Consider the following 14,200-nt stretch of genomic DNA (forward strand, 5'->3'; position numbering starts at 1 on the left):
ACATGGGTGAACTCATACGGTTGTGCACAGTGAACCACTGTGGCGAGGGGGCTTGCCCCCGTTGGAGTGCGAAGCGCTCCCAATACTGTCGCTGCCGATCGCCTGAAGGAATCGGGTAGCAGGTTTTACGACTGCTTCGCAGCCGAACGGGGGCAAGCCCCCTCGCCACAGTTGCGCTCGACACAACATGTCTTGTTAGCCCTCGCAAAAAAAAGCGGACAGCCATGGCTGTCCGCAAATATGCGCACATGGAGAGAAGCTTATCGCAGACGCGTTAGAACACCGACTGAATTTTCAGGCCGGCCACCAGCGCGTTATCGACTTGATCCACACCACCCGGGTGCGTGATGTATTGCAGGTTGGGACGTACGGTCAGCCAGTTGGTCACGTGGAAGCCGTAGTTGATCTCGTAGTTGTATTCGGTTTCACGAATAGGCGAGAACAACGGATTGTCGTAATCCGAAACACCGTTGGAAGCGTTGACCAACTCGGCGTTTTTCTTCACGTCATCGTTGACATGGATACGGGCGAAACCGATGCCCACGTCATCCTTCGGACGTGCGTCGAACGGGCCCTTGTACACGAACATCAACGACTGGTAGTTGTCGATGAAGTTGGTGTCCTTGTCGTGGAACGTGGCGTTGGCCGCGATGTTCAGACCACGGGAAGCGTCACCGTTGTGGCTGGTGAGTTGCTGCTGCGCGACGAACCAGTAGCCGTGCTTGCTATCGTGGACGCGGTAAGGGTTGCCGCTGGTTGCAGCGTTCTGGCCGTTGTCGTCCTCGAGAACGTCGTCGGCAGGGGCTGTGCTCTTGTAGTAACCGACACGGTATTCGCCCGGCAGGCTGTTGACCTTCGGCGACCACACCAACTCGACCGGCAACACGGTGCCATTGGTACCACTGCCGCTGAGCTTGAAGCCGTTGCCGTGTTCCAGTTGCGACGTGTTCTGGTTGTACGCGCCGATCTGGGCGTAGAGCTCGTCATTGATGTTGTACTTCACGCGGATCGCCGCCTGCATCACCGGCCAGTTGTACCAGATGTTGGTGGCCCAGTTACCCACCTGGGAGCCGCAGAACGCCAGGTTCTGGAATTCGCACGGGAAGGTGTTGAAGTCTTCGCCTTCACCGAAGTAACCGGCCTTGACGTCCAGTTTGTTGTCGAAGAACTGATGCTGAATCCACAACTGGGTCAGGCGCACCATGTGGCCACGACCGTAGACTTCCTGAGAGGAACTCAGGGTGCCGGCACGCGGGTCGCCGACACGGTCGTTGGAGATGTTCTCACCGTTACGGTTGGTGAGCTGGATCTTGGCCTGGGTGTTATCCCAGCCGAACAGTTTCTCCAGGTCCAGCGCCGCGCCCAGGCCAAACTGGTCGGCGTAGCGCGCGGTCTTGTCATCGTTGAACCCGCCATTGAGGTTGCCGCCGACTTCACCGACGTAATCCATCTTGATGTCGATGCCTTGCTCGATCAGCTTGGTACGCTCGCCACCCCAATCGCCCGTCATCCATTTGGAGTCGGAGCTGAACGCTTCATCGGCCATCGCATTGCCGGCCAGAACCAGTGCTGCCGCTGCTGAAACTTGGCAGATCAACCGGGCCTTGTTCTTCATCTTCATCCCTACTTCCTCGTTTTATTGTTATTAACTTTTCTTCTTTAACGCGGTTACATCAGTTGCGACGGATAACAATCCATCCGCCACATGTCCCCCCTGTAGGAGCGAGCCTGCTCGCGAGAAACCCGAGAACACCGTGGGGTTTCAGGTTTCCAGTGTCATCGTTGACGTCCATCGCGAGCAGGCTCGCTCCTACAGTTTTGTTCTTCAGCGGCCTTTGAACTGTGCGACGTTGGCAGCATGCGCCTCGGCTTTCGGCACGCCGGCCACCCCCAACCGCTCCCCGGTCTTGGCATCGAACAGCAGCACTTTCGCCGGGTCGAATTGCAGGGTCAGGGTCTCGCCCACTGCCGGCGCCACGTCCGGTGCCAGGCGGCAGCAGACCTTGGTGTCGTTGAGGTTGACGAAGACCAGAGTGTCGGGACCGGTCGGTTCGGTGACCTGGACTTCGGCACGAATGGCCGGCAAACCGTTCGCTTCGCCGTTGGCCAGGATGATCTGCTCAGGGCGCATGCCGAGGATCACTTCGCGGTCTTCAAGACCGGCGTCCTGCATGCCCAGCGGCAATTCGCAACGGGCCTGGCCGCTGTCGAGCAACGCCAGCAGACGACCGTCCTTGCGCTGCAGGCGCAGCGGGATGAAGTTCATCGGTGGCGAACCGATGAAGCTCGCCACGAACAGGTTGGCCGGGTTGTTGTAGATGTCCTTCGGCGTACCGAACTGCTGGATGATTCCGTCCTTCATCACCGCCACCTTGTCGCCCAGGGTCATGGCTTCGATCTGGTCGTGGGTCACGTAGACCGTGGTGGTTTTCAGGCGCTGGTGCATCAGTTTCATTTCGGTGCGCATCTCGACCCGCAGCTTGGCGTCGAGGTTGGACAGCGGTTCGTCGAACAGATAAATCTTCGGCCGCCGCGCCAGTGCACGGCCCATCGCCACACGCTGCTGCTGGCCACCGGAGAGTTGGCCGGGCTTGCGGCTGAGCAGGTGTTCGATCTGCAACAGTTTGGAAACCCGAGCGACTTCTTCGTCGATTTCCGCGGTCGGCATTTTGCGGATCTTCAGGCCGAAGGCAATGTTGTCGCGCACGCTCATGGTCGGATACAGCGCGTAGGACTGGAACACCATGGCGATGTCGCGATCCTTGGGGCTCATGCCGCTGATGTCGGCGTCGTCCACCAGGATCGCGCCGCCGCTGATGGTTTCCAGGCCGGCAATGCAGTTCATCAGCGTGGATTTACCACAGCCCGACGGGCCGACCAGGATCAGGAACTCACCGTCATCGATTTTCAGTTCGATGTTTTTCAGGGTATCCGGCAGGCCGGGGCCGTAGGTCTTGTTGACGTTGCGTAATTCGAGAGTTGCCATGTTTCTACCCCTTGACCGCGCCGGACGTCAGCCCACGCAGGAAATACTTGCCAGCGAATATGTAGACCAGCAGTGTCGGCAGCCCGGCGATCATCGCGGCGGCCATATCAACGTTGTATTCCTTGGCCCCGGTGCTGGTGTTGACCAGGTTGTTCAGGGCCACGGTAATTGGCTGGGCGTCGCCACTGGCGAACACCACGCCGAACAGGAAGTCATTCCAGATCTGGGTGAACTGCCAGATCAGGCAGACCATCACGATCGGGATCGACATCGGCAGCAGGATCTTCAGGAAGATCGTGAAGAAGCCCGCGCCATCGAGCCTTGCGGCCTTGACCAGCGCATCCGGAATGCTCACGTAGTAGTTGCGGAAGAACAGCGTGGTGAACGCCAGGCCGTAGACCACGTGTACCAGCACCAAGCCCGTGGTGGTGTTGGCCAAACCGATCTTGCCGAGAGTGAACGAGGCTGGCAGCAGCACGGTCTGGAACGGCAGGAAGCAGCCGAACAGCAGCAGACCGAAGAACAGCTGCGAACCCCGGAAGCGCCACATCGACAGCACATAGCCGTTCATGGCACCGATGAACGTGGAAATCAGTACCGCCGGCACGGTGATTTTCACCGAGTTCCAGAAGTAGCTGCCAACACTGTCCCAGGCCTTGATCCAGCCGATGCCGTCGATCACGGTCGGCCAGCTCAACAGGTTGCCGGTGCGGATGTCTTCCGGGGATTTGAAGCTGGTCAGCAGCATCACGATCAACGGGATCAGGTACACCGCCGCTGCCAGCAGCAGGGTGGCGTAGATCGCGATGCGGCTGAAACTGATCCCAGGTTTTCCGAGTTGATTAGTCATGGCGTTTGCCTCGCAGCTCGGAGTACAGGTACGGCACGAGGATGGTCAGCACGGCGCCGAGCATCAGCATGGCGCTGGCCGAACCGATGCCCATCTGGCCTCGGCTGAAGGTGAAGGAATACATGAACATGGCCGGCAGGTCGGACGAGTAGCCCGGACCGCCCGCGGTCATCGCCGCGACCAGGTCGAAGCTCTTGATCGCGATGTGCGCGAGGATCATGAAGGCGCTGAAGAACACCGGGCGCAGGCTCGGCAAAACGATCTTCAGGTAGATGGTCGGCAGGCTCGCACCGTCGACTTGCGCGGCACGGATGATCGATTGATCGACACCGCGCAGGCCGGCGAGGAACATCGCCATGACAAACCCGGAGGCTTGCCACACGGCAGCGATCACCAGGCAGTAGACGACGCGATCCTGATCCACCAGCCAGTCGAGGCGGAAGCCTTCCCAGCCCCAGTCACGCAGCATCTTGTCCAGGCCGAGCCCTGGGTTGAGCAGCCATTTCCACGCGGTACCGGTGACGATCATCGACAGCGCCATCGGGTACAGGTAGATGGTGCGGATGAAGCCTTCCTTGCGAATGCGCTGGTCCAGCAGCACGGCGAGGAACACCCCCAGCACCAGGCTGATGCCGATGAACATGCCACCGAACACTGCCAGGTTCTTGCTCGCGACCCACCAGCGGTCGTTGTCCATCAGGCGCATGTATTGCTGCAGGCCGACCCACTTGTAGCTCGGCATGAAGCTGGAATTGGTGAAGGACAGAATGAACGTCCAGATGATGTAACCGTAGAAGCCAACCAACACGATCAGCATGCTCGGCGCGAGTACCAACTTGGGTAGCCAGCGTTGCAGCGCATCGAACGGTGAGGCTTTGCTGAAAACCGCCACAGAGCTCATCGGGATAATCCAGTGTTAGAAATGAAGATCAAATCTGTAGGAGCCGGCTTGCTGGCGAAACGGGCGACACGGTGTGTCAGGTACACCGCTATCGCCAGCAAGCCGGCTCCTACAAATGGCAGATCATCGATAATTGCCGCAGGCCGGGCCCGCGGCGACCTTGAGATTACTGGGCAGCTTTGACAGCCGATGCCAGTTGGGCGCTGGCCTTGGCCGGGTCTGCGTCCTTGTCGTTCATGAAGTTGGTGACCACGTCGAAGATCGCACCCTGCACGGCCAGGGAAGTGGCCATGTTGTGCGCCATGCTCGGTTGCAGGCCGCCGGTCTTGTCGTCCGCGATGAAGTCCTTCGCCGCCTTCTGCGCGCACTCGTCGAAGCCGAGCTTGTCCATTTCGTTGAGCATGTCGTTACGCACCGGGATCGAACCCTTGTTCATGCTGAAGACTTTCTGGAAGTCGGTACCCAACGCCACTTTGGCCAGGTCTTGCTGGGCAGCGATGTCACCTTTGCGATCAGCCTTGAGCTTGAACACCGCCAGGGAGTCGATGTTGTAGGTGAAGGCCTTTTCGGTGCCCGGGAACGGCACGCACTGGTAGTCCTTGCCGGCGACTTTCTTCGCGGCGGTCCACTCGCTCTTCGCCCAGTCGCCCATCATCTGCATGCCGGCCTTGCCGTTGATGACGTCAGCGGCCGCGATGTTCCAGTCACGACCGGCGCGGTTTGGGTCCATGTAGGTGGTGATCTTTTTCAGCTCGGTGAACGACTTGGTCATCTCCGGGCCGGAGAGGGTTTTCTGGTCCAGGTCGACCAGGGCTTTCTTGTAGCCGTCAGCGCCCATGACCGAGAGCACCACGTCTTCGAACACGGTGCTGTCCTGCCAAGGCTGGCCACCATGGGCGAGCGCGATGAAGCCTGCGGCCTTGAGTTTGTCGCCGGCGGCGTAGAATTCTTCGAGGGTGGTCGGGGCTTTTTCGATCCCGGCTTTCTTGAACACTTCCGGGTTGATCCACAGCCAGTTGACGCGGTGGATGTTCACCGGCACGGCCACATAATCGCCTTCGTACTTGACGGTGTCGGAGACCTTCTTCGACAGCAGGCCATCCCAGTTTTCCGCCTTGGAGACTTCTTTAAGCGCGTCGGTGCTGAGCAGGCCGGTGCTGCCCCACTCCTGGATGTCCGGGCCCTTGATCTGGGCAACGCCTGGCGGGTTGCCGGCTACGGCGCGGCTTTTGAGTACGGTCATGGCCGTGGAACCGCCGCCACCGGCGACTGCGCCGTCCTTCCAGGTGAAGCCGTCTTTTTCGACTTGGGCCTTCAGGACATCGACCGCTGCCTTTTCACCACCGGAAGTCCACCAGTGAACGACTTCAACGGAACCTTTGGATTCGGCGGCCAGGACACTGAGAGGGAGTGCAGACAGGGAAGCGAGAGAAATGACAGTAGCGAGGCGAGAAATCGCATTCATCTAGGAGCACCTTTCTTGTTGTTATGCATGCAAGTCTGTTGCTTGCGCTGCATAGGATTCTAAACAGGGGTCATCCCCTCGCAGGTAACGAAGGGATGCGCGAATGTCACCGCATGGTTACATAGAACCGCTCTGGGACAACTGCGCCAGCGCCGTGGCCATGCTCGGCGCCAGCGCCAGGCGCGGAATCAGCACGGCTTGCCAGGCGTGGTAAAGGTCAGGTTTGCCGGGCCAGATATCGGCACTCGGGCGGTTTTGCGGGTCGAGTTCGTGATACCAGCTGCCATCACAGCGGTCGATGAAATGACTGTCGCAGAATTCCCAGAACAGTCGGTACCAGTGTTCGTATTGCTCTTCACCGGTTCGCTTGAGCAAGGCACTGGCGGCGGCACTGGCCTCGCAATGGGTCCAGTGCAGGCGATGGCGGACCACCGCTTTGTTGTCCCAGTCCAGGGTGTAGACAATCCCCGGCGCGCCATCGATGTTCCAGCCGTGACGGCAATTGTGCTCAAAGAGTTTTTGCGCGTCGGTGACCAGCCAGCCCGGCGTAAGCATCCCCGCTCTCACCCGCGAAGCTTCGAGGTGCAGCAACAGCCGCGCCCACTCGAAACCATGACCCGGGGTGGTGCCGTAGGGGCGGAAGCCGTCGGCCGGATTGTCGCGGTTGTAGTCCCGCAGCGGTTGCCAGGCGCGGTCGAAATGCTCGATCACCAGGTAATCGTTGGCAGCGGCGTGGCCATGGATCACTCGTTCGACAATCCGTTGGGCGCGACTCAGCCAGCGGTTGTCATCGGTGACGTCGGCCAGGGCGAGGAAGGCTTCGGTGCCGTGCATGTTGCTGTTGGCCCCGCGATAGGCTTCCTCTTCACTCCAGTCGCGGTTGAAGGATTCGCGCAGGGCGCCCTCTTCTTCGCTCCAGAAGTAGGTGTCGATGATGTCGATGGCATCATCGAGCAAGGCTTGTGCACCGGGACGCTGTGCGACTACTGCGGAACTGGCGGCCAGCGCGACGAAAGCATGCAGGTAGGCGTTCTTGCCAGTATTGCCGTCGCGGTGTTCGGCGGTCGCGAACCAGCCGCCATGCAGCGCATCACGCAACGGCCCGCGCAGGGCGGCAACCCCGTGATCGACCAGCCCGGCAAACCCCGGCAAGCCCTGGATGTGAGCCATGGCGAAGCTGTGGGTCATGCGTGCGGTGTTCATGGTCTGGGCTTGCGCATCAGCCGCAAGGCGGCCCTTTTCATCGAGGTTGCCGAAGCCTTCAGGGAGCTTCGAAGCCTTGGCAAACGCCAGCAGGCGCACGCCTTCGGCGGCCAGCCATTGCTGATGGGCAGGTGCGTTCAGCCAACTGCTGAAGACGGGTTGGAAGGTGTCCATGGGGTGCCTTTTTTGTTGTTATGACTGTGGGGCAGCATAAACAACGGACGATGGCGGGCTTGTAACGAAAGGGGTGGGTTATGTCACCAGGCCGTGACATTCATCTTGAGGTATGTGTTGAATGATCTGACGCCTTCGCGAGCAAGCCCGCTCCCACAGGGGTCTGCGTCGTACACAAATCCAATGTGGGAGCGGGCTTGCTCGCGAAGAACGATAACGCGGTCTGACTAGTCAACGCTGCGGGGTAGCTGAAGGGTCACCCGCAACCCACCCTCACGCAGATTCTGCAGACTGACTTCACCGCCATGACTATGGGCAATGTTGCGGGCAATCCCCAACCCCAACCCATACCCCTGCTGCTGCCCGGCCAGGCGGAAGTGCGGTTCGAACACCTGCTCCAGCCGCTGCTCCGGTACGCCCGGCCCTTCATCATCCACATGCAGGATGAATGCACTTTCATCGTCATCGATGTGCAGGTGCGCGTTCTGTCCGTACTTCAACGCATTGTCGATCAGGTTGCCGATGCAGCGCTTGAGCGCCAGCGGTTTGCCCGGATACGCCGCCAGCGCCCGCCCCTGCTGGGTCACGCGACCATTGCCGTTGGGGGCCAGGTACGGTTCGACCAGACAGTCGAGCACGTGATTGAGATCCACCGGCTCGATGTTCTCGTGAATGTCTGTGTCTTTCACGCATTGCAGCGCGCCCTTGACCAACAGTTCCAGCTCATCCAGATCGCGGCCGAACTTGGCTTGCAGCTTTTCGTCTTCGAGTAACTCGACCCGCAAACGCAAGCGGGTGATCGGCGTGCGCAGGTCATGGGAAATGGCGCTGAACAACTGGCTGCGCTCGGTCAGGTAACGACTGATGCGCTCGCGCATGGTGTTGAAGGCGCGCCCGACCTCGACCACTTCGCTGCCGCCGCCTTCGGCCACCGGTTCCACATCAGCCCCCAACGACAGATCCCGCGCCGCCCGCGCCAGGCGCTTGAGCGGACGACTCTGCCAGTGCACCAGCAGGCCGATGAACAACAGCAAAAAGCTGCTGGTCAGGACGATGAACCACACCTGCTGCGCCGGCAGGCCTTGTTCTTCAAGACTGGTGTAGGGCTCGGGCAACAGCGAGGCGATGTACAGCCATTCACCCGGCGCCATCTGGATCTGCGTGACCAGCACCGGCGGATTCACCGGTTCCAGCGTCAGCGCGTAGTGCGCCCAGGAGCGTGGCAACTCATCGAGTTTCAGGCCGCCATTGAAGATGCGCAGGTCTTGCGGGCTGACGAAGGTCACCGAGATGTCCGTGTCCTGGCCGAGGGACTGGCGCAGCACTTCATCCACCGCTTTGAGCACTGCCTCTTTGCGCGGGGTAATGGGCAGTACTTCCATGCCCAGGGGTTTGTCATTGAGCGTTACAACAAACCGGGTGCCACCCATGCTGCGCAACTGATCGAGCACCAGGGGCCGAAACGCCACCGGCAACGAACGGAAATAACTGACACTGGCCGTCATCGAATGGGCCAGGCTGCGGGCACTGGTGACCAGGCCTTCGAGCTGCGTGGCGCGCAGCTGCGACACCCAGATCACACTCGACAGTGTCTGAGCGAACAACACCGCCAGCAGGGTCAACAGCAACATCCGCCCGAGCAGCGAACGCGGCATCGGCACCTTGGCGGCGAGTTTGCGCAAAGTCTCAGTGACCATTGCCGGCAACCACGCTGGCTGCCAGTTGGTAGCCGCTGCCGCGCACGGTGCGGATCAGCCGTGGCGGTTTTTCCGTGTCGCGCAGGCGCTGGCGCAACCGACTGACCGCCATATCGACAATGCGGTCGAGCGGCATCAAGTCCCGCCCCCGGGTGGCGTTGCCAATGGTGTCGCGGTCGAGGATTTCCTGCGGGTGATCGAGGAACAGTTTCAGCAGCGCGAAGTCGGCGCCCGAGAGAATCACCTCTTCGCCGTCGATGTGGAACAGCCGATGGCTGACCATGTCCAGACGCCAGTCATCGAAGGCCAGCACCTCACCGCCGTTACGCTCCTGGCCGAACTGTGCGCGGCGCAGCAACGCCTTGATCCGCGCCTGCAACTCCCGTGGGCTGAACGGTTTGCCGAGGTAATCGTCGGCGCCCAGCTCCAGGCCGATGACACGGTCGGCTTCGTCGGAACTGGCGGTGAGCATGATGATCGGCACCTGCGCCTGGCGCGGATGCTGGCGAATCCAGCGGCACAGGCTGAAGCCGTCTTCGTCGGGCAGCATCACATCAAGGATCACCAGATCGGCCGGCGCGTCGTTCAGCGCCTGGCGAAACCCGGCGCCATCGGCGGTGGCACGCACCTGAAACCCGGCGCGGGTCAGGTAGGTGTCCAGCAACTCGCGTATCTCTTGATCGTCATCGACCAACAAAATCGACTTGTTGACTGAGCTCACGGGGCGGCGTCCTTGTTGTTTGAATTGGGCGGATTATGCCTTAAGCACCGATTTTACAAACACTGAAGAACAATTGTGGGAGCGGGCTTGCTCGCGAAAGCGGTGTGTCAGTCAACGAATGTGTTGAATGTAAAACCGCATTCGCGAGCAAGCCCGCTCCCACATTTTGATTGTATTTCAGGCCGGGAGAGATTGTTCCAAGGCCACACCCGCCCCCATCAATCCCGAATACGGTGCCGTCACCAGCCACACCGGAATCCCCTTGAAGTAATCGCTCATGCAACCCTTGTCGGCGAAGCAGCGAGCGAAACCGCTCTCAAGGAAGAAATCGGCAAAGCGTGGAATCACCCCGCCAACGATGTACACGCCACCCCGCCCGCCGGTGGTCAGCACGTTGTTGCCGGCCACGCGACCGAGCCAGCAGCAGAACTGCTCAAGCACTTCCACGGCAATCGGGTCGCCCGCCAGCCCGGCAGCGGTGATCGCTTCCGGTGTGTCGAGCACAGGCGTGTGCCCGTCCACCGCGCAGATCGCCCGGTAGACGCGAGGCAGGCCGCCGCCGCTCAGGGCTGTCTCTGCACTGACATGGCCAATTTCATTGAAAATGTGCTGCCAGAGCTGGGTTTCACGCGGGCTGCTCAATGGCAGATCGACGTGACCACCCTCGCCCGGCAACGCGGCGAATCGGCCCTCGCCCAAATCGAGCAAGGTGCCGACACCCAAGCCGGTGCCCGGGCCAATCACCACCGCCGGGCGCAACGGCTCCCGCGTGCCTTCGCAAACCACGCGGAATTCGCCAGGCTGCAAACGGGTCATGCCCAGGGCCATGGCCGAGAAGTCGTTGACCAGCAACAGTTGCTCGACCTGCAAGGTCTGGCAAAAGCCCTTGCGACTCAGGCGCCAGTGATTGTTGGTGAACTTGAATTCGTCGCCGCTCACGGGACCGGCCACCGACAGGCACACCGAACCAATTGAACCTGGCGCCAGACCGAGCCCGCTCAGGTAGAGACTGATCGCCTCCTCCGGGCTGGCATGGTCGGCCGTCGCCAGCACCTGGACGCTTTCCAGTTGCTGGTTTTTCCACAACGCGAAACGTGCGTTGGTCCCACCGATGTCACCGACCAAAGCCAGTTTCAATTAAGCGTCTCCAGGGCAGAAGTGAAGGCGCTGGCGCCCTGCTCCGCCGAGCTGAAGGCCATGCGCATGAAACCGAACAGCTCGCGACCGGTGCCGATGTTGTTACCCAACAGGCCCTTGGCTGGTGTGCGCGCTGCGAATTCTTCGGCGTCCACCTTAAGTTCCAGGGTGCCTTTGACGCCATCGACGCGGATGATATCGCCCTCTTGCACCCGCGCCAAAGCGCCACCGACATAAGCTTCGGGGCTGACATGAATGGCCGCCGGGATTTTCCCCGACGCGCCGGACATGCGCCCGTCGGTCACCAGCGCCACTTTGAAACCGCGGTCCTGCAACACGCCAAGGAACGGCGTCATCTTGTGCAGTTCCGGCATGCCGTTGGAGCGCGGGCCCTGGAAGCGCATCACCGCGACAAAATCCTTCTCCAGCAAACCGGCCTTGAACGCATCGGCCAGGTCCTGCTGATCCTGGAACACCATGGCCGGTGCTTCGACGATCTGGTTTTCCACGGCTACGGCGGAGACTTTCATCACGCCACGACCGAGGTTGCCTTCCATCACCCGCAGGCCACCTTCTGGCGAGAATGCTCGGGCGACTGGACGCAGGATGCTTTCATCGAGGCTGTCGGTCACGCCCTCGCGCCACACCAACTGGCCATTGTCGAGGAACGGTTCCTGGGTATAGCGGCTCAAGCCGTGGCCCATCACGGTGTTGACGTTTTCGTGGAGCAGCCCGGCTTCCAGCAGCTCGCGGATCAGGAACGACATGCCGCCCGCGGCCTGGAAGTGATTGATGTCGGCTTTGCCGTTGGGGTAGACGTGGCTCAGGGTCGGCACGACTTCGGAGAGGTCGGCCATGTCCTGCCAGGTCAACTGAATGCCCGCCGCCATGGCGATGGCCGGCATGTGCAGGGTGTGGTTGGTCGAGCCGCCCGTGGCGTGCAGCGCCACGATGGAGTTGACCAGCGAACGCTCGTCGACGATTTCGCCGATCGGGATGTAGTCACCGTTCTGCTTGGTCAAACGCGTGACCTGGTGCGCCGCTTCGCGGGTCAGGGCATCGCGCAACGGCGTGTTCGGGTTGACGAAGGACGCGCCCGGCAGGTGCAGGCCCATGACTTCCATCAGCAACTGATTGGTGTTGGCGGTGCCGTAGAAGGTGCAGGTGCCCGGGCTGTGGTAGGACTTCATTTCCGATTCCAGCAGCTCTTCGCGGGTCGCCTTGCCTTCGGCGTACTTCTGCCGCACGTCGGCTTTCTGCTTGTTGGAAATGCCCGACACCATCGGCCCACCTGGCACGAAGATCATCGGCAGATGGCCGAAACGCAGCGCACCCATCATCAGGCCCGGCACGATCTTGTCGCAGATGCCAAGCATCAGCGCGCCGTCGAACATGTTGTGGGACAGCGCCACGGCCGTGGACAACGCGATCACTTCGCGGCTCGGCAGGCTCAGTTCCATGCCCGGCTCGCCCTGGGTCACGCCATCGCACATCGCCGGGGTGCCGCCGGCGAACTGGCCGACGGAGCCGATCTCGCGCAGGGCTTTCTTGATGAGTTCGGGAAAGACTTCGTACGGCTGGTGCGCCGAGAGCATGTCGTTATATGACGAAACTATCGCGATGTTGGCGGAGTTCATCATCCGCAGGCTGTGCTTGTCGTCGCTGCCGCAGCCAGCCACGCCATGGGCGAAGTTGGCGCATTGCAGCTGGCCGCGCATCGGACCGTCGCTGGCCGCACCGCGAATCAATGCAAGGTAAGCCTCACGCGTGGCGCGGCTGCGGGCGATAAGCCGTTCGGTGACCTCAAGGACGCGGGGATGCATGTGTAGAACTCCAGGCTAACGGATGTGGCGACCTGATTGTCTATGCTGATCAAAGGCCGGTGTCGATGGGATGACAGACGGTTTTCTTGATCGGTTGGACCAGTTGATTCAGGTCACTCGTTGTAGATTGAACAAAATATTGCCATCAAAAAGGCTTGTTTTCTATTTTTTTGCGAATAATCTTGTAATTCCAACAACAAAACGACGGTAGCGCAAACATATGACTCTTCGAATCGCAATCAATGGCTTTGGCCGCATCGGCCGTAATGTTCTGCGCGCACTCTATACCCAGGGCTACCGTCAGGATCTGCAGATCGTCGCCATCAACGACCTGGGCGACAGCGCTATGAACGCTCACTTGCTCAAGTACGACACCGTTCACGGCACGTTCGATGCCGATGTCCAGCATGACCAGGAGAGCCTGACGGTCAATGGCGACCGCATTTCGGTCAGTGCCATTCGCAACCCGGCCGACCTGCCCTGGGCCGCGGAAAAGATTGATGTGGTGTTCGAATGCACCGGTCTGTTCACCGACCGGGCCAAGGCCGCCGCGCATATTACGGCCGGCGCGCGCAAAGTGATCATTTCGGCCCCGGCCAAAGGCGCCGACGCCACCGTGGTTTACGGGGTGAACCACGACATTCTGCGCCAATCGCACCAAATCATTTCCAACGCATCGTGCACCACCAACTGCCTGGCCCCGGTGGCCCAGGTGCTGCATCGCGAACTGGGGATCGAAAGCGGCCTGATGACCACTATTCACGCCTATACCAACGACCAGCACCTGACCGACGTCTATCACGTCGATCCGTACCGCGCCCGTTCGGCCACCCAGAACATGATCCCGAGCAAGACCGGTGCTGCTGAAGCGGTGGGCCTGGTGCTGCCGGAACTGGCGGGCAAATTGACCGGCATGTCGGTGCGTGTACCGGTGATCAATGTGTCGCTGGTGGACCTGACGGTACAGCTCAAGCGCGAAGCGTCGGCCGATGAAGTCAATGCGCTGATGAAAGAAGCCAGCCAGCACTCGAAAATCCTTGGGTACAACACCCTGCCGCTGGTCTCCAGCGACTTCAACCACAACCCGCTGTCGTCGATCTTCGACGCCAACCACACCAAATCCAGCGGCAAGCTGCTCAAGGTATTGGCCTGGTATGACAACGAGTGGGGCTTCTCCAACCGCATGCTCGATAACTGCCTGGCGCTGTGCAACGCTGAATAAGCAGCACGCCCCCCGGTCTTG

General features: G+C 60.7%; 11 protein-coding genes. 1 reads left to right on the forward strand and 10 read right to left on the reverse strand.

The features are described from left to right. Positions 1–274: 274 nt before the first annotated feature. From QMK54_RS24615 to edd, 10 genes are all read right to left on the reverse strand, one after another. Positions 275–1,621 (reverse strand): carbohydrate porin, encoded by a 1,347-nt coding sequence (locus tag QMK54_RS24615; protein ID WP_223589303.1) that lies wholly within the window; start codon positions 1,619–1,621, stop codon positions 275–277. Positions 1,622–1,825: 204 nt separating this feature from the next. Continuing rightward, positions 1,826–2,986, reverse strand: a complete 1,161-nt coding sequence (locus QMK54_RS24620; protein ID WP_110661157.1) for an ABC transporter ATP-binding protein — start codon at positions 2,984–2,986, stop codon at positions 1,826–1,828. A 4-nt stretch (positions 2,987–2,990) separates the two neighbouring features. Beyond that, positions 2,991–3,836 carry a carbohydrate ABC transporter permease gene (locus QMK54_RS24625; protein WP_320401489.1) on the reverse strand — a complete coding sequence of 282 codons (846 nt, stop codon included), beginning with the start codon at positions 3,834–3,836 and terminating at the stop codon, positions 2,991–2,993. Next, entirely contained in the window at positions 3,829–4,737 is a 909-nt protein-coding gene (locus QMK54_RS24630) for a carbohydrate ABC transporter permease (RefSeq protein ID WP_110661155.1), read from the reverse strand. The genes QMK54_RS24625 and QMK54_RS24630 overlap by 8 nt, the downstream gene beginning before the upstream one ends. 166 nt (positions 4,738–4,903) lie before the next feature. Then, positions 4,904–6,202, reverse strand: coding sequence for an ABC transporter substrate-binding protein (locus QMK54_RS24635; RefSeq protein WP_110661154.1), 1,299 nt, complete (start codon positions 6,200–6,202; stop codon positions 4,904–4,906). A gap of 117 nt (positions 6,203–6,319) precedes the next feature. Then, positions 6,320–7,579 (reverse strand): AGE family epimerase/isomerase, encoded by a 1,260-nt coding sequence (locus QMK54_RS24640; protein WP_320401490.1) that lies wholly within the window; start codon positions 7,577–7,579, stop codon positions 6,320–6,322. Positions 7,580–7,806: 227 nt separating this feature from the next. Further along, positions 7,807–9,234 carry an ATP-binding protein gene (locus QMK54_RS24645; protein ID WP_223589425.1) on the reverse strand — a complete coding sequence of 476 codons (1,428 nt, stop codon included), beginning with the start codon at positions 9,232–9,234 and terminating at the stop codon, positions 7,807–7,809. A gap of 31 nt (positions 9,235–9,265) precedes the next feature. Further along, positions 9,266–9,997 (reverse strand): response regulator, encoded by a 732-nt coding sequence (locus tag QMK54_RS24650; RefSeq protein ID WP_110663107.1) that lies wholly within the window; start codon positions 9,995–9,997, stop codon positions 9,266–9,268. Positions 9,998–10,174: 177 nt separating this feature from the next. Beyond that, the gene (locus QMK54_RS24655) at positions 10,175–11,134 is read right to left on the reverse strand and encodes a glucokinase (RefSeq protein ID WP_320401491.1); all 960 of its coding nucleotides are present in this window, start codon (positions 11,132–11,134) and stop codon (positions 10,175–10,177) included. Further along, positions 11,131–12,957, reverse strand: a complete 1,827-nt coding sequence (edd, locus tag QMK54_RS24660) for a phosphogluconate dehydratase (protein ID WP_110662283.1) — start codon at positions 12,955–12,957, stop codon at positions 11,131–11,133. Before edd ends, QMK54_RS24655 begins: the two co-directional genes overlap by 4 nt. A gap of 220 nt (positions 12,958–13,177) precedes the next feature. Here edd and gap point away from each other — a divergent pair, with 220 nt between their 5' ends. Then, a complete protein-coding gene (gene gap, locus QMK54_RS24665) occupies positions 13,178–14,179 on the forward strand; it encodes a type I glyceraldehyde-3-phosphate dehydrogenase (protein ID WP_223589296.1) in 1,002 nt (333 codons plus the stop codon). The last annotated feature ends 21 nt before the right edge of the window (positions 14,180–14,200 follow it).

The sequence above is a fragment of the Pseudomonas sp. P5_109 genome (assembly GCF_034009455.1).
Lineage (GTDB): Bacteria > Pseudomonadota > Gammaproteobacteria > Pseudomonadales > Pseudomonadaceae > Aquipseudomonas.

Excerpts from the sequence above, each read along its gene's own strand:
- QMK54_RS24615 (WP_223589303.1), bottom strand. The coding sequence starts at position 1,621 with ATGAAGATGAAGAACAAGGCCCGGTTGATCTGCCAAGTTTCAGCAGCG.
- QMK54_RS24620 (WP_110661157.1), bottom strand. The coding sequence starts at position 2,986 with ATGGCAACTCTCGAATTACGCAACGTCAACAAGACCTACGGCCCCGGC.
- QMK54_RS24625 (WP_320401489.1), bottom strand. The coding sequence starts at position 3,836 with ATGACTAATCAACTCGGAAAACCTGGGATCAGTTTCAGCCGCATCGCG.
- QMK54_RS24630 (WP_110661155.1), bottom strand. The coding sequence starts at position 4,737 with ATGAGCTCTGTGGCGGTTTTCAGCAAAGCCTCACCGTTCGATGCGCTG.
- QMK54_RS24635 (WP_110661154.1), bottom strand. The coding sequence starts at position 6,202 with ATGAATGCGATTTCTCGCCTCGCTACTGTCATTTCTCTCGCTTCCCTG.
- QMK54_RS24640 (WP_320401490.1), bottom strand. The coding sequence starts at position 7,579 with ATGGACACCTTCCAACCCGTCTTCAGCAGTTGGCTGAACGCACCTGCC.
- QMK54_RS24645 (WP_223589425.1), bottom strand. The coding sequence starts at position 9,234 with ATGCCGCGTTCGCTGCTCGGGCGGATGTTGCTGTTGACCCTGCTGGCG.
- edd (WP_110662283.1), bottom strand. The coding sequence starts at position 12,957 with ATGCATCCCCGCGTCCTTGAGGTCACCGAACGGCTTATCGCCCGCAGC.
- gap (WP_223589296.1), top strand. The coding sequence starts at position 13,178 with ATGACTCTTCGAATCGCAATCAATGGCTTTGGCCGCATCGGCCGTAAT.